Here is a 22,144-nt window from a genome sequence, read left to right on the forward strand (position 1 = left end):
GCAACAAAAACGGTATGGTGAAAGAATTTCTTCCTCAAAGCCAAACGCCGCAGGTTCAATCCTGCGGGCCGGAGGGTTGCAACAAACCACCATTGCGCACCATATGGATCTCTTTGGCTTCGCCGGTGCGATCATCCGTCACGATCAACGCCCCCGACAGGGTTGCCTCACCTTCGGCCGGCGTAAAGCGGCTTTTGGGCATCCCGGTCAGGAACCGGCGCAGGGGCTCGGTTTTTTCCATACCAATCACCGAGTTATAATCGCCGCACATGCCCGCATCAGTCAGGTAGCCTGTGCCATTGGACAGGATCTGCGCATCGCCTGTTGGCACATGGGTATGGGTGCCTACAACCAGCGAGGCCCGGCCGTTGCAGAAATGCCCCATGGCCATCTTCTCAGAGGTGGCTTCGCAGTGCATGTCAACAATCACAGCCTGTGCCAGGCCGCCGCGCGGATGCGCCTTGAGCACGGCCTCCACTGCACCAAAGGGATCATCAAAGGCCCGTTTCATAAACACTTGGCCCAGCGCCTGTGTCACCAGTACCTTGCGCCCGCCAGTGGCATCGAACAGACGGTGCCCCCGCCCCGGCGCGCCTTTGGCAAAATTCAAAGGCCGGATGATACGCGGCTCTTTTTCAATGTATTGCAGCATGTCTTTTTGATCAAAGGCGTGATCGCCTAGGGTAAGACAGTCCGCGCCGGCATCCAGCAACAGCTTGGCATGTGCCCCGCTCAGCCCCATACCGTTGGACGCGTTTTCCCCATTGACCACGACAAAGTCGAGCCGCCATTCCTGACGCAGCCGCGGCAGGTTTTCGGTGATAGCGCGGCGCCCGGCGCGGCCCATCACATCGCCTAGAAACAAAATTCGCATTGGGCTGTCCTAGGCCGCCCAGCCTGGCAGGACAAGAGCCCGGAGCATGTTAGCCACGGATTTTTGACTCTTCTGCGGCATTCTCGCCGGGCCAAATTCCATGTGCTTGGGCCCCAAGCCACAAATGGGGAGGCTAAAACTGCACAACGCGGCTTTCTGTCACCACCATATCCAGGGGTTGGTCGGTCTCTTCCAGGGGCAGCTCTGCCGCTTCCTGGGCGTCAAAGGCAAACCCAATGGCCAATGTGGCGCGTTTGCCGCGCAGCAGCTCAAGCGTGCGGTCATAAAAGCCACCACCATAGCCCAGACGCCCGCCCTGGGCATCAAACGCCACCAGCGGCACAATCAGGATTTCCGGTTCAAAAAAGTCGTCGACTTCTGGCACCGCTGCGCCAAAGGGGCCATCGCGCAGGGCACAATCCGGCTGCCAGCGGCTGAATTTTAGCGGCAGCCCCTGTCCCTGGATCACAGGCACCCCAACCGGCCCATGGGCTGCGGCCTCTGCCATGGCGGGCAGCGGGTCGATTTCGGTGCGGATGGGCAGAAACCCGGACAGCGGCACGCCGCGATATCCCGCCAGCACTTCGGAGAGATGCCCGGCCGCACCTGGAATTTTGAGGTCAAAAGCGGCCTTGCGCCGCGCAAAAGCTGCCTTGCGGGCTGCCGCCTTTATCTCGGTCAGGTCGCTCATCACGCTCTCCTCTTGAAAGTTTCTCGCCTGCGTAAAAATCAGGGCCTGCAATACCCTGAGCTACAAAAGCACCCAGGCCGCCAGCCCCAGAAAGGCAAAGAACCCAACCACATCCGTCACGGTTGTTACAAAGGCACCAGAGGCCAGGGCCGGGTCAACGCCCATTTTCTCTAGTAGAACCGGGATCACGGTGCCTGCCAGCCCCGCGACGACAAGATTGATCACCATTGCGGCAGCAAGCACCCCGCCCAGCGCGGGTGAGCCAAACCAGATAACGCCAACCACGCCCATGACAACGGCAAAGATCACCCCGTTGACCAGCCCCACCAGCACTTCGCGCCGGATCACCCGCCAGACGTTGGAGCCGGTCAAATCACGGGTCGCCATCGCCCGTACCGCCACGGTCAGCGACTGTGTCCCCGCATTGCCCCCCATTGAGGCCACGATCGGCATCAACACCGCCAGAGCGACAAACTGGGCAATGGTGGCCTCGAACTGGGCAATCACCAGCGAAGCCAGCACTGCAGTTACCAGATTGACCGCCAACCAGGGAAACCGCCGTTTGGTGGTTTCGATCACCCGGTCCGCCAGCGAGCTTTCATCACCAACACCCGCCAGACGCAGGATGTCTTCTTCGTGTTCTTCATCCAGCACCGCCATGGCATCATCAATGGTGATCACCCCGGCCAGACGCCCGTCACCGTCCACGACGGGCGCAGAGATCAAATGGTACTGGTTAAAGGCATAGGCCACGTCTTCCTCATCCTGATCGGCGGGAATGACCTGAAAGGTCTCTTCCAGCAGATCCGTGAGCGGCACTTCGCGTTTGGTGCCCATGATCCGGCCAAGGGTCACATTGCCGATGGGGCGCAGTCGCGGGTCCACCAGTACCATGTGGTAGAACTGTTCCGGCAGGTCCTCGGATTCGCGCATATAGTCGATGGCCTGGCCGACGTTCCAATGTTCGGGCGCCATCACCACTTCGCGCTGCATCAGGCGGCCAGCGGAATTTTCCGGGTAGCTCAGCGATTGTTCAACCGCAACCCGGTCGGAATCCTCCAGCGCCTCCAGAATGGCCTCTTGCTGTGGCTCTTCTAGGTCTTCGACCAGATCCACAACATCATCGGTTTCCAGCTCGCGCACCGCATCCGCCAGAACCGTTGGGTTCAGCGTGGCAATCACCTCTTCACGGATGCTTTCATCCAGTTCCGACAGGATCTCGCCGTCAAATTCGCGACCAAAAAGCCGGATCAGCCGAGTCCGGTCGTAGCTGTTGATCTGCTCCAGAAGGTCGGCGATATCCGCCGCGTGCAGATCCTCCATCAGCGTGGTAAGCGCTGCCTTGTCATCGCGGTCAACTGCAAACAGGATACCTGCAACGAGTCGCCTGTCGAGATCATACCCTTCGTCTTTGGGCTGATCACTGCCGAGGGTATCGTTGCCTGTGCTCATGTGCTGCCCTTTGCTAAGATTGGTTGCAAATTACTAGAAGCAGTTACCAGAAAACAATGACAATACGATAATTTACCGGAACTGTGAGCGCGCGTATCCTGCGGGCTGCGATTTGGCAAGAAAAGGACGCCCCAAAATGCAGAGCGAATATATCCTGCGCGGACATGTGCTGTCCTTTACCGCCTCCCCCTTTGCGATGGCAACGCCAGAGGAGGCCGTGCAGATCAGCGCCGCCGTGGCGCTGGCACAGGGCCGGGTTGTCGGCTGTGGCACATTTGAAGACATGTTGGCCCTGCAACCACAGGCCGAGGTGATCGACCACGGGGCCAGGCTGATCCTGGCCGGCTTTGTCGATGCCCACGTGCATTACCCGCAGACCGCCATTATCGCCAGCTGGGGCAAACGGCTGATCGACTGGCTGAACAGCTATACCTTTCCCGAGGAAATGCGCTTTGGCGACGCGGCCTATGCCCGCGAGATCGCAGACCGCTATCTGGATCTGACCCAGGCCAATGGCACCACCACAGTCTGCAGCTTTGCCACCATCCACCCCGAAAGCGTCGATGCCTTCTTCAGTGCTGCACAGGCCCGTGGCCAAAGGGTGGTCACCGGCAAGACCTGCATGGATCGCAACGCCCCCGCGGAGCTGCGCGACACCGCCCAGTCCGCCTATGACGACAGCAATGCGCTGATCCAGCGCTGGCACGGGGTGGACCGGTTGGAATATGCCATCACGCCGCGGTTCTCCCCCACCTCCACGCCGCAGCAGCTAGAGGCCATGGGGGCGCTCTGGGGCGAACACCCCGAATGCCTGATGCAAACCCACCTGAGCGAACAGCTTGATGAAATCGAGTGGGTCAAATCCCTGTTTCCCCAGGCGCGGGACTATCTGGATACCTATGAAGAATTCGGCCTGCTCGGCGCCCGTGGGCTCTATGGCCACGCCATCCACCTGGAAGAGCGAGAGCGCCACCGGCTGCGCGAATATGGCGCTGCATTGGTGCATTGCCCCACCTCCAACACCTTTATCGGCTCTGGCCTGTTCGATATGGGCGGCTTGATGACAGAGGGCCAGCGCATTGGTCTGGCAACAGATACAGGTGGTGGCTCCAGCTTTTCGATGCTGCGCACCATGGCCGCCGCCTATGAGATCGGCCAGTTGCGGGGCCGCCCGCTTCATGCCGCAGAGCTGATCTGGCTGGCCACCCAAGGGTCAGCCACCGCTTTGCGCATGGAAGACAAGATTGGCAATGTCGCCCCTGGGCTGGAGGCCGATCTGGTGGTTCTGGACCTCGCCTCCACCCCCGCCATTGCCCAGCGCAGCGCCCGTGCTGGCGATCTTTGGGAGGCGGTGTTCCCAACGCTGATGATGGGGGACGACCGCGCCATTGCCGAGGTCTGGATCAACGGCGTGCGCCAGTAACCACGCAGGCATCTGGAGGAAATGGCGGGGGCCTCCCTCTCAACCCCTTGCCCCTCAGCATCTAGGGCGTGCCAAGACCATCACCCAGATGTTGCCCTCTGCGCGCACCACCGCAAACTCGCTCATGTCCCGGTGCAGCATATTCTTGCGGTGGGCTGGAGACTGCCGCCAACTGTTCATGGCACTGGGCAGGCTTGGCTGGCCCTTGGCAATGTTTTCAGCAACCACACACCAGCCATATCCCTGCTTGCGCACCCGGTCTCCGACGCGGCTGCCGGAGCTGCCCTGATGTGAAAAGAAGCCGCGCCGCCGCATGTCCGTTGCATGCCCCAGGGCCGCCTGTTCCAGCCTGGGAGACCAGCCCAACGGTGCCAGGGCGTGCTGGGCACGCAGATCATTCAGACCACGCAATGCCGCCTGGCGATCAACATCTTTGGCAAGCGCAGCCCCCGTGCCCATGCTCAGGCAAAGCGCCAGGCGGATCACAGATTTAAAAAGGGATTTCATATCATCCCGCCAACATCAAAGCCTGCGCCAAACGGTGATGACGCTCCAACAAGCGCGGCAGATCCAGCGTCGTTACCTCGCCATTGTTGATCACTTGGCGGCCCTCCACAAACAGGTGTTTGACCTGCGAAGGCCCAGCCAACAACAGCGCCGCCGGATCCCAGCTGCCACTGGAGGCCACGCCCGAGACATCCCAGATCGCCACATCGGCGCGCTTCCCCGGCGCAAGCCGCCCGCAATCCGGGCGCCCCAATACATCGGCACCACCACGGGTGGCAATCTGCAGCGCCTCATAGGGGCTCATGGCGTCAGCCCCCTGGGCCACACGCTGCAACAATAGTGTCTGGCGCGCCTCCCCCATCAAGTTGGCCATATCGTTGCTGGCAGATCCATCAACCCCCAGCCCCACCGGCACCCCCGCATCTCGCATCTGGCGCACTGGCGCGATGCCCGATCCCAGGCGGCAATTGGAACAGGGGCAATGCGCCACCCCGGTGCGGCTGCGGGCAAAGAGATCAATCTCAGCCGGGTTCAGCTTGACACAATGGGCATGCCACACGTCCGGCCCGGTCCAGCCCAGATCCTCGGCATATTGGCCGGGACGGCAACCAAACTGCGCCTCGCTATAGGCGATATCTTCATCGTTTTCAGCCAGATGCGTATGCAACATCACGCCTTTGTCGCGGGCCAATACAGCCGTATCGCGCATCAGCTCCCGGCTCACCGAAAAGGGCGAACACGGCGCCAGCCCCACCCGGCACATCGCGCCTTCACCCGCATCGTGAAACCCATCCACCACCCGGATCATATCGTTCAGAATGGCCGCCTCGGCCTCCACCAGATGATCCGGTGGCAACCCGCCCTTGCTTTCGCCAATGCTCATGGCGCCGCGGGTGGGGTGAAACCGCAGCCCCACCTCAGCAGCGGCATGGATGGTATCCTCCAGCCGGGCGCCATTGGGATAGAGATACAGATGATCCGAGCTCAGCGTGCAGCCAGACAGGGCCAGTTCAACCAACCCCAACTGAGCCGAGACAAACATCTCCTCCGGGCCAAACCTGCTCCAGATCGGATAAAGCCGCTGCAGCCAACCAAAGAGCAAAGCATCCTGAGCCCCAGGCACCGCCCGTGTCAGGTTTTGGTAGAGATGATGGTGGGTATTGACCAATCCCGGCGTCACCACGCAGCCTTCACCGCGAACCACCTGCGCCGCGCCTCCCCGCTCAGACGTGGCAAGCCCCTGCCCCACGGCAGCAATTTCACCGTCGCGGATCAACACATCTGCCCTGTGCACTACCCGCTCATCATCATCCATGGTCAGGATGGTTTCGGCATTTTGAATGAGGATCTCGCCCATTTAGCATACTCCATAAAGGCCCGACTCGGTTCATGGAGTTGCAACAAGGCCGACAGAGAACGGGCAAAGGACTCGACCTGAGCCAAAGCTACCCCAGACCCAGCCTAGTCCTCAAGACTGAAAACCGACGCACCTAGCCCCTCTAGGTTTCATCTTTCCCCAAATATCTCGGGGGAGCGGCCTCAGGGCCGCGGGGGCAGAGCCCCAACTGCTCCACCCTCTCCCTACCAGCTTAGCCCTGCCAGTTCAGGCGCTGAAGGGCCGCCGCGTGCAATTCCGGCGTCGCGGCGGCCAACGCCCGCCCGCCTTCATGGACCGGCCCGCCCTGCCAATCGGTGACGCGCCCTCCCGCCGCCTCGATCACCGCAATGGGGGCCTGAATATCATAAGCGTTGAGCCCCGCCTCGATCACCAGATCAACCTGACCGGCAGCCAGCAGCGCATAGGCATAGCAATCCATGCCATAGCGGGTCAGCTTGACCTGCTGCGCCACACGTTCAAAACCTGCGCGCTCTTCAGGGCTGCCAACCTCTGGAAAGGTGGTGAACAAAATGGCTTCACTCAAATCCTGTATAGAGCGAGTTTTTAACGGCCTGCGTCCCAAAGGCCCGGTCATTTCGGCCAGGTCTGCGCTGCCAGAGAAGCGCTCAGCGGTATAGGGCTGATCAATCACCCCCAGAATGGGTCCCGCATCTTGCGACAAGGCGATCAATACCCCCCAGGTCGGGGTGCCGCTGATAAAGCCGCGGGTGCCATCGATTGGATCCAGTACCCAGGTGCGCCCCGACGTGCCAGCCTTGGCCGGAAACTCTTCGCCCAGGATACCATCCTGTGGCCGCAGCTCGGCCAGCAGGGCCCGCATCGCCTGTTCTGCCGCCCGATCCGCGATCGTAACAGGATCAAATCCTTCGCTCAGCTTGTTCTCCGCACCCAGATCGCTGCTGCGAAAATACGGCAAGATCACCTTACCAGCGGCATCGGCCAATTGGTGCGCAATCTGCATGTCGCTCAAAGCTGTCTGTGTCATCTATCCACCTGAAACATGTTTTTCAGAAATACTCCGGCCTCAGAACAGCCCGGCAAAGCAGCCATGCCCAACCAGTTAGGCCAAATCAGTCATGCAAAAACCGGTGCCACTCTCGTGGCGCCGGTTCAAGCAAAATATGCAAAGGCCTTGGGTCTTGCAGCCACCGGGCTGCTTCATGCAAAAAGCATCAGGCCGGGACGATTAAGCGACGTCACTCAGGACGCGGGCCAGTTCAAACAAGCGCCGACGCTGGTTTTCTGGAATTGCATAGTAAGAGCGCACCAGATCCAGAGCCTCTTTATCGCCCATCAGATCGTCAGGCACTGCGGATTTTCCGCCGACCTTACCCTCTTCATCAAGCCCTTCAAAGAAAAAGCTGACAGGAACATCCATCGCATCCGATATGTCCCAGAGCCGCGAAGCGCTGACGCGGTTTGCACCGGTTTCATACTTCTGGATCTGCTGGAACTTGATACCAACCTGTTCGGCCAGCTGTTGTTGGGTTTTCCCAATAAGCCACCGGCGGTGTCGAATACGTTTGCCAACATGAACATCTACAGGATGAGCCATTCGCTATCTCCTAGTTAAACAAAAAATCCCTGCCCGGATATGGGATCGTATTTCAGCAGCAACGCAGGTGTTCAAAACACCCGGCACCAGTGACATACTCAACCATCACGATCAGAGCTCAACCTCAGCCCCAACAGTAAGACCTTCGCAGTTGAATTCAAGCCTGACACTTCACCCGTGCACCTACAATGAGGCAAATGTATGATTTTACCTATCATTTTGGTGGGGTCATATATACTTTGGGATAGGTATTTGCGCCTCCCCATAAATAGCGAGGTGCATAAACTGGCACAGTTCGGTTCGCTCAACAGCGAATCACCTGCACACAGGAAGAAAGATGGACAAAAATCATGCTGGCCTATCGCATCACCAGTTTTAGCACTCCTCCCCTTCTGGAAGAGATCGCCAGCCCCACTCCTGCGGCACATGAGGTCAAGATCAGGATCCGCGCCTGCGGTCTCAACTTTGCGGATTTGCTTTTGCAAAAAGGCACATACCAAGACACCCCCGCCCTGCCCTTCACCCCGGGCCTGGAGGCCGCCGGGGAGGTGATGGACTGTGGATCAGCGGTGACAAACCTGGCCCTTGGTGACCGGGTAGCAGTGTTTGGTGGCCAGGGTGGTTTGGCGCAGGAAGGTGTCTTTGATGCAGCCCGTGTTGTCCCCATCCCCGATGCTATGGGGTTTGAGGATGCCGCAGCCTTGCAGATCGCCTATGGCACCAGTCACGTGGCGCTGGACCATTGCGCGCGCCTGCAGCCAGGAGAGACTCTTTTGGTCACTGGTGCTGCGGGTGGCGTTGGATTGACGGCGGTGGAAATCGGCAAACTGATGGGCGCCCGTGTTATTGCCCATGCACGCGGAGCGGGAAAACTGGAAGTGGCGCGGGCCGCGGGTGCGGATCACCTGATTGACGCCAGTTCGGACCTGCGCAGCCAGGTAAAATCCCTGGGCGGTGCGGATGTGGTTTATGATGCAGTGGGCGGAGATGTCTGGAAGGCTGCTTTTCGCGCCACCAACCCCGGAGGCCGGTTACTGCCCATTGGTTTTGCCAGTGGCGAGGTGCCGCAAATCCCGGCAAACCATCTGCTGGTCAAGAACCTAACAGTGATCGGGTTTTACATTGGTGGCTATATGAAGTCCCATCCAGAAGTCATCCAGCGCTCCCTGTCGACCTTGATGGACTGGCACAGCGCCGGGCGCATCTCCCCTCATATCAGCCATGTTTTGCCGCTGGCGCAGGTCGCAGAGGGCATGGAACTGCTGCGCAGCCGCGCCTCGAGTGGTAAAGTGGTGATCACCCCCTGACCACCCAGACTGACCTGGCCGACCTGGCCGCTGAAATCCCAGCCAGAACCGGCGGCCCTGCCAAGGGACAGACCTGGAAGCTCTGGGACGGGCACAGGCAGAAGCGTGCAACGGGGCAGACCGGACAGCGCCCTGCTGCGCTGCCCCGCTGTTGCCGATATGTAGGCTTGCAGGCGCTTTGGTGACCTAGCTTTAGCCTGCAGAGCGCAACTGAACCGGGCGTAGGGCGGCGTAGCCCTGGCGGATGACCCGGGCAAGATCCCCAACATAGCTGGCCCTGACACTCGCCGCCCCATAAAGGTTGATATGCTGGATCGGCAGCTCTGGCAGCAATCCCCCGTGGTCAATCGCCTCTTGATGGGCGGGGATTGTTCCCTCCAGCAAGACGCCAACCGCCAGATCGGCGCTGATCGTGGCCTCTACTGTGCGATCAGATTCGCTGTCTACCGCCATATCCCATTCGACCCCCGCCTCATCCAGTTTGGCCGTGGCCACCGGACGAAAGATGCAGGCGCGACAAAACCCCAGCCGCAGCGGCTTTTGCCGCCAGGCAGAGCCATTAGGGGCGCCAACCCAGCGCAGGGGCATCTCGTGGATGGTTTCGCCGCCCTCGCTGGCACCGCTTTCGGTGGTCAGGATCAGATCATACGTCCCCTTGGCAAAGCCAGCCTTCAAATCGCGGGTATTAGATGTCACCAGATTGACATTCACCCGTGGAAAGCTGGCATTGAAGCGCTGTAACACTTGGGGAATGACCGGGTAGACCACATCGTGGGGCACCCCCAACACCACCTCGCCTTCATAGGCCTGGTCCGTCAAACGCCCTATGACCTCATCATTCAGCGCAACCATACGCCGGGCATAGCCCAACAGCTGTTCCCCTGAGGGCGTCAAGGCGATGGTCCGTCCCGAGCGATCCAGCAGCGCCAGGCCCAGAAGCTCTTCCAACCGCTTGAGCTGCATCGAGACCGCCGACTGGGTCAGATGCAAAAACCCCGCCGCCCGCGTTACGCCGCCATAGTCTGCCACGGCAACAAAAGACCGTAGCGTGGTGATATCCAAATTACGCGCCATCACAACCTCTGATGTGTTTCATCAAAAACATTCGTTTTCAAAATAGATCATAAGCGCGCATATACATCAATAGAAATGATGCAGACCCAGAAACATATCAAAATCTAACGAAAGGACAAGAAAGATGACCTATAGCGTAAACGCCCACCACTCAGCCCCGGCACTGCCAGGTACAAAGGCACCCGCCCGCTTGAGCCTGTTGTCCTTTGTGACAACCCGCCTTGAGCTGCTGCGTCAGCGTCGCTCGCTGCGCGCCCTGGATGCCCGCGCCCTGGAAGATATCGGCATCAGCCGCCGCGACGCCCTGCAAGAGGCCGGCCGGTCGGTCTGGGATGCCCCTGAGAGCTGGAAAGACTAACCCGTTGATCCAACACACCTTGGCTGGAGCCGTCAGGCCGTTTATCTTGGCAAGAGCCGTCAGGCCGTTTTCCCGCTTCCAAGCTGATCAAACAGCGAGCGACCCCAAAACCAAACCAACACGAAGACCTGCCCAATCTATGCGGCAGGTCTTTTTACGTTTTTAAGCTGTTTCTCTGCACAAAGACTTGAACGCTTGCCCAAGACACCCGATATTTAGCGGGAACGCCACTTGGCCCGTTATGACGCGGGCTCGGCTCGGCGAGGGAGAATTTGGAACGGAGACCATGATACATGGCACAGTTTGATACGATGAGATCCGCAGCAGGGGTAAGCTCTGCTCAAATCGACGCGGGGCTGCGCGCCCATATGAATAAGGTCTACGGCACAATGTCCGCAGGCCTGTTTATCACCTTCCTGGCTGCTTGGGCCCTGTCCAACCTGGCAGTGACCTTTGACCCAGCCAACGCCACAGCCATGATCGCCGAGGGCAAATATCTGACCAGCTTTGGCAATGCGATTTACCTGTCGCCGCTGAAATGGGTGATCATGCTGGCACCGCTGGCCTTCATCTTTGGCTTTGGTGCCGCCGCCAACCGCATGCCCGCCGCCGGTGTGCAGCTGCTGTTCTATGCTTTTGCCGCCGTCATGGGCCTGTCGCTCAGCTCGATCTTCCTGGTCTACACAGGTCAGTCGATCATTCAGGTCTTCCTGATCACAGCGATCTCTTTTGCTGGCCTGTCCCTGGTGGGTTACACCACTAAAAAGGACCTCAGCGCCATGGGCGCTTTCCTGATCATGGGGCTCATCGGTCTGATCGTTGCCTCTATCGTCAACATGTTCTTGCAGTCCGGCGCCATGGCCTTTGCGATTTCCGTCATTGGGGTGCTGATCTTTGCTGGCCTTACCGCCTATGACACGCAAAAGATCAAGACGACCTACCTTGAAATGGCCCACACCGGCGATCAGGAATGGCTGGGCAAGGCCGCGATCATGGGTGCGCTGAGCCTCTATCTGGACTTCATCAACCTTTTCGTCATGCTGCTCCAGCTGCTTGGAAACCGCGAATAAGCGACACAGACATTCCAAGACCTAAAGCGAGGGGCGGATCACAAAGATCCGCCCTTTTTGTTTTTGCAGATTATTTCATCCCCTTATTAAGACCTAGGAATACCAATGGAAATTCTAGACCTGCCGCCCAGCCAGGCCAGCCGCCTCGTCCCGCTCTTGCAAGAGCTGCATGCCCTGCATGTTGAACATCAGCCCGCCCGCTACCCGGCAGCCCCCTCAGACGCGGCGCTTGAGCAGTGGTTGCAGGGCTGGCTACAGGAAGACGCGATCACCGCGCTGATCGCTGAAAGCCCCCAGGGGGCGCTGTTGGGCTATACCATCTTTGGCATCGAGCACCGCCCGCCGCTGCCCATCCGATTTGAGGAGACCCGCGTGATGGTACACCACATCGCCACCGCCAAGGCGTTTCGCCGCATGGGCGTTGGCCAGGCCTTGCTCACGGCGGTCAAACAGCGGGCAGAGGCCGAGGGTGTCGGCACCATTGCCACCACCTATGCCCCCTTCAACAGCGCCTCGGCGGGCCTGTTTGAAGGTCTGGGCTTGCAGCCGGTCGTGACCATGGCTGAATGGCGAGCCTAACGGGCTGGCCGCGCTGCGCCAGGATCGCCCCCCAGGGCGACCCTAGGGCGAACGCAGGCCGAAACCTGTTGGGAAGGGAAGCGTCTGGGCTGTTAACTACAGGACAGCCCTGTTGCCAGCGCCAGTGTGCCACCTCTGCCGCCGACCACTTGCACCCGCCCAACCGGGCGACAGCCCGATTCTACGGCCACAAGACTGCGAAATGCATCGGGTTCTAGATTGGGGAGACTGGCAATGACACTGCGCTTTGGCACGCTCAGAACCGCCAATCCCATGCGATCTGCCCGCATGAGAGACAGAGACAGCGACCGCCCCAATACCTGCACCACCCGCTGCTGACTGCCAGAGGCAACCGGTTCATTTCCTCGGACGGGCTGCACCGCCACGCTGTCCAGATTTGTTTGCGGCCCGCCAACCTGCAGGTCAGTGGCCGCGACCTCCATGGGCAGGGGAACAACATTTGCCGAAACCGGGATAGCCTCGGGACCAACCGCAAACACAAACGCGGCGCTAAACAACATACTCTTTACCATGACAACACCCATTTTCACCATTCCACCCCACCTACCTAGGCAAAGAATGGGGCAAAATCAGGCCTTACCAATTTTAGAATGATGCGCTTTTTCAGCTGTTTCCAATTGAATTTTAGCGACCCTCAGATGGCCAGATGGCTGGACACATCCGCACCAACTGCCGCCTCAACAGGCTCTTCACGCAAAAGGTGCAGTCGGGTAATGGCGCGGCCTCAGGGCGCAATAGGGTCGAAAACGAAAAAGGGCCACGCATTGCGTGACCCTTAATACCTTGAAAGAACAAGGAAGGCTTACTTGATTTTGCCTTCTTTGTACTCAACATGCTTGCGCACAACCGGGTCATACTTACGGATAACCATTTTCTCGGTCATGGTGCGTGCGTTCTTTTTGGTCACGTAGAAGTGGCCAGTGCCCGCGGTCGAGTTCAGGCGGATCTTAATTGTGGTAGGCTTCGCCATGGTGCTTCTCCTGCGTCCGAAAAGGCAGGGGCCTCTCGGTAAATTCCTATACGAGCGTGGCTTGTACCCGTCACAGCCTCCGAGTCAATAGGATTCCCACCGCTTTGCCCTGGAATTCGCCATACAGCTCTTCTTTCTGCCTCTTGTTCCCCAAAACCGGCCGCGACAGCCGCCGTGCTGCCGCTCCCCCTTAGGAGGTTTGCTGTGTCGGAAAATGCGCAGAAGGCCTGTAAGCCGGATTTTGTCCCAGAGCTTGCGCTCCTTAGACGACCATTCCTCTGCGATGCATATTGCTATGCACCTCTAGCTGCCAACCCGGTCCCTCTCGGCTAAAGCAAGCCTAGCAGCGGTTTCGGCTGGTGCCGACCTGCCTGCGCGGGGACCCTATTTGGCATTGCTCCCGGTGGGGCTTGCCTTGCCACCCCTGTTGCCAGCGGCGCGGTGGGCTCTTACCCCACCGTTTCACCCTTACCACGCCAAAGTGATCACCCGAAGGCAGCCACGGCGTGGCGGTTTGTTTCTGTGGCGCTATCCGTCGGGTCACCCCGCCCGGGCGTTACCCGGCACCGTTGCTTTAGGGAGTCCGGACTTTCCTCGCGAAGGGCAAGCCCTCAGCGCGGCCGTCCAGCCTTCTGCGCCTTGCCCGCCTATTCCCCCCGGCAACGCGCGTCAAGCGGTAAGCGAACAGGGGCTCTGCCCCTCTTGGCCTTTGGTCAAAGGAATGGGTTTTGGGATTTGCGTTGGCCAATACTATCTCGCATCGCAAGGCAGAGCCTCGCATATCGCTTAAACCCAGATCTCTGATTGCGCCAAAGGTGCCAGATCTTCCGCAACCAACGGCCCCGTCGCCCAGGGCCGGTAGCGGGATCGCAAGGCAGACAAGAGCGTCATATCATCAACCGCAGCGGTATATCCCAGATCGCGCGCATAGCGGCGGAGCATATCTTCCAGTGCAACGCCAGGGTCAAGCAGGCTTGTTCCAAGAGTTGCCGGGACCGCCCGCGCCAATCCAAGGTTCGCAAGCCGCGCCCAGTCGAAGCGCGGGCCCGGGTCGCTCTTGCGCCCCGGTGCCATGTCAGAATGCCCAATCACCCCTTCTGGCGCAATCGACCAACGCGCAAGGATTTGCGCCAGCACGCACTCCAGCACTGCCATCTGCGGTTCAGAAAAAGGATGCGTACCGGTGTTGTCCAGCTCAATACCGATAGAGCGGGAATTGATGTCATCCAACCCGGACCATTCCCCCGCCCCCGCATGCCAGGCGCGCTGGTCTTCAGACACCATCTGCCAAAGACGCCCATCGCCCCCAATCAGGTAATGCGCGGAGACTTCAGCCGCCGGATCACAGAGGCGCGCCAAAGCCGCCTCAGCGCTTTGCATCGCTGTATAGTGCACCACAACCAGACTGGGGCGCAGCCCGTCCCGTCGCGCCCCAAAATTAGGGCTGGGACACCACTGGGCCTGCAGTGGAGGAACCGCACCAACCGCGCCAGGTCCGTCCACCGAAACCTCCCCCAGATCGGGCATCAGGAATTGCCGCGTACTGCCAGCCGATAGGGGCTGGGATCCCAGCTGCAGGCATAGCCGTCTCCATCCGGATCCAGCGCTTTACGATCCCGCTTGGGGCCACCCGCCTGAAGAAAGGCAATCTGTGCCTGATCGGAGGAGCGGAACCCGGCGCAATTACGTGCAGAACGGCTGCGCAGATTGATCCCGGCACGGCTATAGACTTTGGTCCCAACCGGATGGGAGGTGCTGAGGGCGTATTGCACGATATTTGGGTCGCGGCTGCCAGTCTGAGACGGCAAGGCCGTGGGCGCGACCTGCTGGTATTGCGAGCGCTGATTGGCCAAGCGTTGCGCGTCACTTTCAATTGTTTGACGCGCCGCGACAGCGTCAAAATTGTTTTCATCGGAAATGCCCGGATTGCCAATCAAGGCGGGTGCCGGATTGGAGGGGCTTGCCTCTACCGGTGCCTGCCCGGAATTGGCTCCGGCGGCCTGTAGGGCGGCCCGGGTTTCTGCCGCGATATCAGCCGCCGCAGTGCTGCCACTACCCGCCCCATAGCTCGACGCGACACTGCTGCTGGCAGGGCTGCGTGGCGCAGTGGGCAACGGCTCATTTGCGAGTGGCAGAGTTTCGCTGGAAATCCGAGCCGGCGGCACCAGAGGATCGCCAGTGATGGTGGTCCCCGCCGCGGGCGGCGGGGCAAAGGGGTCGCCATCAATGCCGACGCCCGCTGCGCTATCTGGTACCGGTGGGCTACATGCTGCAAGGGATAGAATACTGCCAAGGGCAACAAGTGTAACAACGACACGCATAGGCTTTACCTGTTTATCTGCTCTTCTTTGAGAGGATCTTTACCACCATTTTCCGGGCTTTGCCACAAATCCTGTGGATTGCTCCAGTGCATAGGCGGTGTTCAGCAGGTCACCCTCTTCCCAAGGACGGCCAATCAGCTGCAGGCCAAGCGGCAATCCCTGGCTGTCGAGCCCAGCTGGCAGAGCAATGCCCGGCAGGCCTGCAAGGTTCACTGTGACGGTGAAGACATCCAGCAGATACATTGCAACTGGATCCGCATCCGACATCTCTCCCAGACCAAAGGCCGCCGACGGTGTGGCCGGAGTCAGGATCGCATCAACGCCCGCTGCAAAGACGTTTTCAAAGTCTTGCTTGATCAGGCTGCGCACCCGGCGTGCCCGGTTGTAATAGGCGTCATAAAAGCCGGCCGACAGCACATAGGTACCAACCATGACACGGCGCTGCACCTCGTCGCCAAAGCCCTGAGCACGGGTTTTTTCATACATCTCGGTGATGCCATCGCCGGCCTCCAGCGTGGCACGGTTGCCGTAGCGCACCCCGTCATAGCGCGCCAGGTTGGACGAGGCCTCAGCTGGGGCAATGACGTAATAGGCTGGCAGGGCGTATTTGGTATGGGGCAGCGAGATATCAACGATCTCGGCGCCGGCCGCTTTCAGCATCGCCGTGCCCTCAGCCCAGAGCTTTTCGATCTCGGCGGGCATGCCCTCCATATGGTATTCCTTGGGGATACCAATCTTTTTGCCGCGAATATCGCCGGTCAACATGGCCTCAAAATTGGGCACCGCCAGATCGGCGCTGGTGCTGTCTTTGGGGTCATGGCCCGACATGGCCTCGAGCATGATCGCCGCATCGCGCACCGATTTGGTCATTGGTCCGGCCTGATCCAGCGAGGAGGCAAAGGCAACAACCCCCCAGCGCGAGCAGCGCCCATAGGTGGGTTTGATGCCAACGGTGCCGGTAAAGGCCGCAGGCTGGCGGATCGAGCCGCCAGTATCAGTGCCGGTGGCCGCCAGACACAGGTCCGCCGCAACCGCTGCCGCGGAGCCACCAGAGGAGCCACCAGGGGTCAGCGGCGCATCATCGTTCCCACGGCGCCAGGGGCTGACAGCATTGCCATAGGTCGAAGTCTCGTTCGACGAGCCCATGGCAAATTCATCCATGTTCAGCTTGCCCAGCATCACCGCGCCATTGTCGGCCAGTTGCTGGGACACGGTGCTTTCGTACTCCGGGACAAATCCCTCAAGGATTTTGGAGGCCGCCTGGCTGGCGACGCCTTTGGTGCAAAACAGATCCTTGATCCCCACCGGCAGGCCACACATGGCCGGGGCATCGCCCTGTTGCAGCCGTGCGTCTGCGGCCGCCGCGCGTTCCAGCGCGATTTCGGGCGTTTTATGCACAAAGGCGTTGAGCGCATCTGCCTTGTCGATGGCGCTGAGGCAGGCTTTGGTCAGCTCGACGGAGGTTGTTTCCCCCTTGCGGAGCGCATCACGGGCCTCTGCCAGGCCAAGCTTGTTCAGATCGCTCATCTCTTACTCCATCACTTTGGGCACGGCAAAAAAGCCTTCGCGCGCATCCGGCGCAGTGGACAGGATCTTGTCCGGCTGGTCGCCATCGGTGACCACATCTTCGCGCCGCTTGAGCCGCTGCGGCGTCACCGAGGTCATCGGTTCGACCCCCTCGACATCGACTTCATTCAGCTGCTCGATGAATTCCAGGATCGTGTTGAATTCGGCGGCCAGGGCTGGCAGCGCCTCATCTTCAACCTTGATCCGGGCCAGTTTGGCCACTTTGGCGGCGGTGTTTTGGTCAATCGACATGGAAACCCTCATCTCGTGTTCAATCTGGCATTTACCGGGGTGGCGGCTCAGCTGCAAGCCTGTGCTGGCTGGCACTGGCCGCTTTCTCCGCGAAACCCGGTGTTTTTGCCGGATTGCCCGGAAAATCTGCCGCCTGGATCCGTTGCGCCAGAGCTGTTCAAAATTCTGCCCTGCAGCTGTTGCCCATGGCAAACTGCGGTAACGCTGATAGTCTGCGCCCGGCAAGAACGTCTTGAGAGGGAGTAGAAGAGATGAAGATCATTTGGCTGGGACATGGCAGCTTTCGCATTGAAACCAACGATCAGGTGTTTTTGATCGACCCCTGGCTCAGCGGCAATCCCATGCTTGCCGAAAGCCAGTATGATGCAGCCCTGAACGGAGCCACCCATATTGTTCTCACCCACACCCATTTTGACCATGTTGTGGACGTGTTGCCGCTGGCAAAAGCGCACAACATACCGGTGGTGGGACAGTATGATCTGATGGGCTATTGGGGCGAAAGCGAAGGCATTTCCACCATCGGCTTCAACAAGGGCGGCACAGTCGATCTGGGCGGGGCAAAGCTGGCGATGGTGCCGGCCTCACACAGCTCCACCTTCACCACCGAAGACGGTCTGCGCGCCAGTGGGTCGGAAGTGGGGTATATGCTGATGAGTGAAGGCAAAACTGTCTATATCTCGGGAGATACCGGGATCATGGCGGATATGGATTGGATCGGAGACTACTACAAACCCGAGGTTGGCATCCTGAGCGCCGGTGGCCATTTCACCATGGACATGAAACAGGTCGCCTATGCTGCCAAACGCTACTTCAATTTCAAAACCCTGATCCCCTGCCACTATGGCACCTTTCCCATTCTGGAACAGAACGCGGAGCATCTGGTCGAGGCGCTGCCTGGTGTCGAGGTGATCGAACCAAAGGTCCTGGAGGCGATTGAAATCTAAGCCCCTAGGACTGCGCACCGCAAAGGGGGGCTCCCGCCCGTCGTCGGATCTGCGCTGCAGATCCGCTCCCGTTGGGCCCAGCGCCGGGCTATTGCCCGGCGCTGGGGTGCCATATCCTGAAACTGGTGCGTGGGTCTAAGTGTGGAGTTAAAGACCTTGAGCGCCGATCGCGACCGGTGGAGTAAAAGTGGCCCGGGCCGCATCGGCCCGGGCGCGACACATACATCCCCTGGCGTGATCATTGATCAGCCCCATGGCCTGCATAAAGGCAAAGGCGGTGGTGGGGCCGACAAATTTCCATCCACGCTTTTTCAAGGCCTTGAACAGCGCCACCGAGTCGGCGCTGGTGGTCTGGGTCTGCGGCTCGGGGCGCGTTGCGGGATCCGGCTCAAAGCTCCAGAAAAACGCAGCCAAAGAGCCAAACTCCGCAACCATTTCCTGAGCCCGGCGGGCGTTGTTTATGGTGGCTTCGATTTTGCCCCGGTGGCGAATGATACCGGTATTCTGCAACAACCGCGCCACATCACCCTCGTCGAACTCGGCCACTTTGTTCCAGTCAAAACCGCAGAAGGCGGCGCGAAAATTTTCCCGCTTGGCCAAGATCGTGCGCCAGCTGAGGCCAGACTGGAAGCTTTCAAGACAGACCTTTTCAAACAGCCGGATGTCATCGCCCACTGGGTAGCCCCACTCAGCATCATGATAGGCGTCAAATTCTGGCGCCGAAGCGCTCCAGGCGCAGCGCGGTTGGCCGTCCTGGCCGTTGATAAGTTTACTCACTCTGCACCTTTTCTTCTGGCCTTTTTGGCTTCTCTTGCGACCATAACATCGCCCCGCACCTTGAAATCAGTCCACTATCTTAACGCCTTGCGGCGAAAAACTGCCGCAAAATCTCTGCCGATTCCACCTCTGCAATTCCCTCATAGACCTCTGGAGCGTGATGTGCCTGCGGGTGCGAAAAAACGCAGGCCCCATGCGCCACCCCGCCGGATTTAGGATCGGAAGCCCCATAATACACACGCCGGATACGTGCCGCTGCGATGGCGGCGGCGCACATGGCACAGGGCTCCAGCGTCACATAGAGATCAAAGCCCTGTAGGCGCTCGGTCTGTCCTGCGGCACAGGCCTGTCGCAACACCAGAATTTCGGCATGGGCGGTGGGGTCAGACAGCGCGCGGGTGCGATTGCCTGCACGGGCAACAATGGCGCCGGTTGGGTCTACCAAAACCGCCCCCACCGGCACCTCGCCCCGGCTCGCAGCGGCGCGCGCTTCTGCCAGGGCAACATCCATATGCGACTTGAACATAGCGGCTTTGTCCTCCTCAGGCGTTCCTGCCCCGCAATGGGAGCTTTCGCAAGCCTCAGGAATGCTCTATGTCCCAGATCCATGAGCAAAGCACCCGGATCCCCCAAAGGCAAGGCCCCCGCACAGGCCAAAACCTCCGCGCAGGCCCCAGCCGCCGCAAAATCAGCCGCCAAAGTGGCTTCAGCCGCGTCCTCCACCGAGGACAGCGCCCCCGCCGGGGACCGCATCGCCAAGGTGCTGTCGCGCGCAGGCGTTGCCTCGCGGCGGGAGGCCGAGCGCATGATCGCCGAGGGCCGCGTCAAGGTGAACGGCACCAAGATCGACAGCCCCGCGCTGAACGTGACAGACCGGGACCGCATTATCGTCGATGGCAAGCCCCTGCCCCAGGCCGAGGCGCCGCGTCTGTGGCTGTACAACAAGCCCGCCGGGTTGGTGACCAGCAACAGCGATGAAAAGGGGCGTCGCACCATTTTTGACGAATTGCCCGAAGATCTGCCGCGGGTGATGACGGTGGGACGGCTTGACCTGAACTCTGAGGGGTTGTTGTTGCTGACCAATGATGGCGCCATCAAACGCCGCCTTGAGCTGCCCTCAACGGGCTGGCTGCGGCGCTACCGGGTGCGGATCAATGGCCGCCCGCAAGAAGCAGATTTTGAGCCCCTGCGCAAAGGCATGGTGATTGACGGCGAGCGGTTTCAGCCGATGAATGTGGCATTGGATCGCCAGCAGGGCGCCAATGCCTGGCTGACCATCGGATTGCGCGAAGGCAAAAACCGTGAGATCCGCCGCGCGCTGGAAGACATCGGCTTTACCGTGAACCGTTTGCTGCGCCTGTCTTATGGCCCGTTCCAACTGGGCACGCTGAAACTGGGCGAAGTGGAAGAACTGCGCCCGCGCGTTGTGCGTGACCAGCTTGGGCTTGAGGCTGAGGACATGGAAGAGACGCCAGCCGCCCGACCAACTCGTGGACGACCAGGCGCCAAACCGGGCCAAAGACCCAGTGGAAAACCCGGCGGCAAACCCGGCGGCAAACCTGGCAACAAATCCAGTGGCAAACGCGGCCCCCAAACTGGCGATCTGACCTTTGGGAAACCTGCTGGAAAACCAACTGGCAGACCAGCAGACGGCCCGACTGGCAGGTCAACAGGTCGACCCACCGGAAAACCAACGGGCAAACACAGTGGAAAGCCCGCAGGCAAACCCGGCTCACGATCTGCAGACCGTTTTGGCGACAAGCCCAGCGGCGCTGGCGGCAGCAACCGCACGGGCAAACCCGCGCCCCGCAGCGGTGGTGGCGGTGGCGGCCCAAAACCGCGCCCTATCGGCAAAAATCCTCGCCGCTGAGGCGGTTCAACAAGACTTCCCCCTAGCAAGTGCCCGTCGCATCCCCTAGTTTCTTAGTAACGAGAGAGATCTGAATGTTGCGAGAGGGACCCGCGTGCAGAAACTTGCCTTTGTCGCTTTGCTACTCCTGATGGTCGGGCTCAGCACCGGCTGGATCGTTGGGAGCTAAAACCATGGCAAAACAGTTTGGCGGCAAATTCAGTCCACGGGGCAGCTCGGCCACGCCCAACTCAGGCAACACCCAGTCTGGTGCCCAATCCGGCAACCAGTCCGGCACCGCGACGCCCCAAGGCGCATCGCGCCCCAGTGTGGCAATCCGCAACGCCACTCCCGATCCGGTTGGGCTGCGCTCTAACTTGATGTTTGTCCCGGCTGGCCTGCTGGTGCTGCTGTCTTTGAACGATGGCGCCACTGGCTTGGCAATGGGGCTGATCGCCGCCTGTTTCTGGACGGCGGGTGCCTATATGCTGCGCGAAGGTCTGCGCGCCACAGCCGCCTATGACATGCGGCGCGTCGCCCGCAAACCCGCCCTGCCCCGCAAAATCCTGGCCGCTGTTCTGGTTGGTCTCGGCGGCGCCCTTGCCGCCTGGAAAGCTGAGCCTGGCATTGTGACCGCTGCAATCTACGGGCTGGCGGCCTGCGGCTTGCACCTGGCCGCCTTTGGGCTTGATCCGCTGCAGGACAAGGGCACCGAAGGGATTGATGATTTCCAGCAAAACCGGGTCGCCCGCGCCGTGGAAGAAGCCGAGTTCAGCCTGGATGAAATGACAGACGCCGCCATGCGGGCCCGTGACCGGGACGTAGAAGAGCGCGTTGAACAGTTTCAGGCCGTCGCCCGCGAACTGTTTCGCACCGTCGAAGAAGATCCCCGTGATCTGACAGCGGCCCGTAAATACCTCACGGTTTATTTGCGCGGCGCCAAGGACGCGACGGTAAAATTTGCCGATATCTACAGCCGCAGCGGCGATGCAACGGCGCGGGCAGACTACCTGTCACTGCTCAGCGATCTGGAAGACAATTTTGCCGCCCGCACCCGTAAAATGCTGCTCGAAGACCGCAGCGATCTCACCGTTGAAATCGACGTGTTACGCGATCGTCTGCAGCGCGAAGGCGTCCATCTGGACCGCAGCTAAC

General features: G+C 60.1%; 24 protein-coding genes and 1 other RNA gene. 8 read left to right on the forward strand and 17 right to left on the reverse strand.

From position 1 onward, the window contains the following. Window positions 1-55: 55 nt before the first annotated feature. The 3 genes from N1037_15130 to mgtE form a co-directional block, all read right to left on the reverse strand. Window positions 56-874 (reverse strand): TIGR00282 family metallophosphoesterase, encoded by an 819-nt coding sequence (locus N1037_15130; GenBank protein UWS78595.1) that lies wholly within the window; start codon window positions 872-874, stop codon window positions 56-58. A 133-nt stretch (window positions 875-1,007) separates the two neighbouring features. Then, window positions 1,008-1,565: a 5-formyltetrahydrofolate cyclo-ligase gene (locus N1037_15135; GenBank protein ID UWS78596.1), complete on the reverse strand. Its 558-nt coding sequence runs from the start codon at window positions 1,563-1,565 to the stop codon at window positions 1,008-1,010. Between the two features lie 60 nt (window positions 1,566-1,625). Further along, window positions 1,626-3,017: a magnesium transporter gene (gene mgtE, locus N1037_15140; GenBank protein UWS78597.1), complete on the reverse strand. Its 1,392-nt coding sequence runs from the start codon at window positions 3,015-3,017 to the stop codon at window positions 1,626-1,628. 136 nt (window positions 3,018-3,153) lie between these two features. Between mgtE and guaD the strand changes: the two genes are divergently transcribed. Beyond that, entirely contained in the window at window positions 3,154-4,440 is a 1,287-nt protein-coding gene (gene guaD / locus N1037_15145) for a guanine deaminase (GenBank protein ID UWS78598.1), read from the forward strand. Window positions 4,441-4,494: 54 nt separating this feature from the next. Here the strand turns inward: guaD and N1037_15150 are convergent, their stop codons facing one another. The 4 genes from N1037_15150 to N1037_15165 form a co-directional block, all read right to left on the reverse strand. After that, window positions 4,495-4,947 (reverse strand): CAP domain-containing protein, encoded by a 453-nt coding sequence (locus N1037_15150; protein ID UWS78599.1) that lies wholly within the window; start codon window positions 4,945-4,947, stop codon window positions 4,495-4,497. Between the two features lies 1 nt (window position 4,948). Further along, on the reverse strand, window positions 4,949-6,304 hold the full coding sequence (locus tag N1037_15155) for an 8-oxoguanine deaminase (protein ID UWS78600.1): 1,356 nt from the start codon (window positions 6,302-6,304) through the stop codon (window positions 4,949-4,951). 232 nt (window positions 6,305-6,536) lie between these two features. Then, complete coding sequence (hisN, locus tag N1037_15160; protein UWS78601.1) at window positions 6,537-7,331, reverse strand: histidinol-phosphatase; 795 nt, start codon at window positions 7,329-7,331, stop codon at window positions 6,537-6,539. Between the two features lie 201 nt (window positions 7,332-7,532). Beyond that, window positions 7,533-7,901: a helix-turn-helix domain-containing protein gene (locus N1037_15165; protein UWS78602.1), complete on the reverse strand. Its 369-nt coding sequence runs from the start codon at window positions 7,899-7,901 to the stop codon at window positions 7,533-7,535. A gap of 350 nt (window positions 7,902-8,251) precedes the next feature. On the opposite strand from N1037_15165, the gene N1037_15170 reads away from it, so the two are divergent. Continuing rightward, window positions 8,252-9,208, forward strand: coding sequence for an NADPH:quinone oxidoreductase family protein (locus tag N1037_15170; protein UWS78603.1), 957 nt, complete (start codon window positions 8,252-8,254; stop codon window positions 9,206-9,208). 192 nt (window positions 9,209-9,400) lie between these two features. On the opposite strand, the gene N1037_15175 is transcribed toward N1037_15170, so the two are convergent. Next, on the reverse strand, window positions 9,401-10,282 hold the full coding sequence (locus N1037_15175; protein ID UWS78604.1) for a LysR family transcriptional regulator: 882 nt from the start codon (window positions 10,280-10,282) through the stop codon (window positions 9,401-9,403). Window positions 10,283-10,406: 124 nt separating this feature from the next. On the opposite strand from N1037_15175, the gene N1037_15180 reads away from it, so the two are divergent. The 3 genes from N1037_15180 to N1037_15190 all read left to right on the forward strand — a co-directional run bounded on the left by N1037_15180 (window position 10,407) and on the right by N1037_15190 (window position 12,289). Beyond that, window positions 10,407-10,640, forward strand: coding sequence for a DUF1127 domain-containing protein (locus N1037_15180; GenBank protein UWS78605.1), 234 nt, complete (start codon window positions 10,407-10,409; stop codon window positions 10,638-10,640). Window positions 10,641-10,933: 293 nt separating this feature from the next. After that, on the forward strand, window positions 10,934-11,710 hold the full coding sequence (locus N1037_15185; protein ID UWS78606.1) for a Bax inhibitor-1/YccA family protein: 777 nt from the start codon (window positions 10,934-10,936) through the stop codon (window positions 11,708-11,710). 105 nt (window positions 11,711-11,815) lie between these two features. Continuing rightward, window positions 11,816-12,289 carry a GNAT family N-acetyltransferase gene (locus tag N1037_15190; GenBank protein ID UWS78607.1) on the forward strand — a complete coding sequence of 158 codons (474 nt, stop codon included), beginning with the start codon at window positions 11,816-11,818 and terminating at the stop codon, window positions 12,287-12,289. Window positions 12,290-12,381: 92 nt separating this feature from the next. Here N1037_15190 and N1037_15195 read toward each other — a convergent pair whose 3' ends face one another. The 7 genes from N1037_15195 to gatC all read right to left on the reverse strand — a co-directional run bounded on the left by N1037_15195 (window position 12,382) and on the right by gatC (window position 17,419). Then, on the reverse strand, window positions 12,382-12,822 hold the full coding sequence (locus N1037_15195; GenBank protein UWS78608.1) for a hypothetical protein: 441 nt from the start codon (window positions 12,820-12,822) through the stop codon (window positions 12,382-12,384). 290 nt (window positions 12,823-13,112) lie between these two features. After that, window positions 13,113-13,280, reverse strand: coding sequence for a 50S ribosomal protein L33 (gene rpmG / locus N1037_15200; protein ID UWS78609.1), 168 nt, complete (start codon window positions 13,278-13,280; stop codon window positions 13,113-13,115). A 214-nt stretch (window positions 13,281-13,494) separates the two neighbouring features. Then, an RNA gene (gene rnpB, locus N1037_15205) (RNase P RNA component class A) lies at window positions 13,495-13,916 on the reverse strand. Window positions 13,917-14,066: 150 nt separating this feature from the next. Then, entirely contained in the window at window positions 14,067-14,807 is a 741-nt protein-coding gene (locus N1037_15210) for an N-acetylmuramoyl-L-alanine amidase (GenBank protein ID UWS78610.1), read from the reverse strand. Then, on the reverse strand, window positions 14,807-15,601 hold the full coding sequence (locus N1037_15215; GenBank protein UWS78611.1) for a hypothetical protein: 795 nt from the start codon (window positions 15,599-15,601) through the stop codon (window positions 14,807-14,809). Before N1037_15215 ends, N1037_15210 begins: the two co-directional genes overlap by 1 nt. A gap of 39 nt (window positions 15,602-15,640) precedes the next feature. Next, window positions 15,641-17,128 carry an Asp-tRNA(Asn)/Glu-tRNA(Gln) amidotransferase subunit GatA gene (gene gatA, locus N1037_15220; GenBank protein ID UWS78612.1) on the reverse strand — a complete coding sequence of 496 codons (1,488 nt, stop codon included), beginning with the start codon at window positions 17,126-17,128 and terminating at the stop codon, window positions 15,641-15,643. Window positions 17,129-17,131: 3 nt separating this feature from the next. Continuing rightward, window positions 17,132-17,419, reverse strand: coding sequence for an Asp-tRNA(Asn)/Glu-tRNA(Gln) amidotransferase subunit GatC (gene gatC, locus N1037_15225; protein ID UWS78613.1), 288 nt, complete (start codon window positions 17,417-17,419; stop codon window positions 17,132-17,134). 251 nt (window positions 17,420-17,670) lie between these two features. Between gatC and N1037_15230 the strand changes: the two genes are divergently transcribed. Further along, window positions 17,671-18,363, forward strand: coding sequence for a metal-dependent hydrolase (locus N1037_15230; protein ID UWS78614.1), 693 nt, complete (start codon window positions 17,671-17,673; stop codon window positions 18,361-18,363). 147 nt (window positions 18,364-18,510) lie between these two features. Here N1037_15230 and N1037_15235 read toward each other — a convergent pair whose 3' ends face one another. Continuing rightward, window positions 18,511-19,140 (reverse strand): DNA-3-methyladenine glycosylase I, encoded by a 630-nt coding sequence (locus N1037_15235; protein UWS78615.1) that lies wholly within the window; start codon window positions 19,138-19,140, stop codon window positions 18,511-18,513. A gap of 79 nt (window positions 19,141-19,219) precedes the next feature. After that, window positions 19,220-19,666, reverse strand: coding sequence for a nucleoside deaminase (locus tag N1037_15240; GenBank protein UWS78616.1), 447 nt, complete (start codon window positions 19,664-19,666; stop codon window positions 19,220-19,222). An 81-nt stretch (window positions 19,667-19,747) separates the two neighbouring features. Here N1037_15240 and N1037_15245 point away from each other — a divergent pair, with 81 nt between their 5' ends. Together N1037_15245 and N1037_15250 are read left to right on the forward strand one after the other, a co-directional pair. Continuing rightward, window positions 19,748-21,010, forward strand: a complete 1,263-nt coding sequence (locus N1037_15245; protein ID UWS78617.1) for a pseudouridine synthase — start codon at window positions 19,748-19,750, stop codon at window positions 21,008-21,010. A 173-nt stretch (window positions 21,011-21,183) separates the two neighbouring features. Beyond that, window positions 21,184-22,143 carry a 5-bromo-4-chloroindolyl phosphate hydrolysis family protein gene (locus tag N1037_15250; GenBank protein ID UWS78618.1) on the forward strand — a complete coding sequence of 320 codons (960 nt, stop codon included), beginning with the start codon at window positions 21,184-21,186 and terminating at the stop codon, window positions 22,141-22,143. The last annotated feature ends 1 nt before the right edge of the window (window position 22,144 follow it).

Origin of the sequence: Phaeobacter sp. G2 (genome assembly GCA_025163595.1) — a bacterium.
GTDB lineage: Bacteria > Pseudomonadota > Alphaproteobacteria > Rhodobacterales > Rhodobacteraceae > Pseudophaeobacter.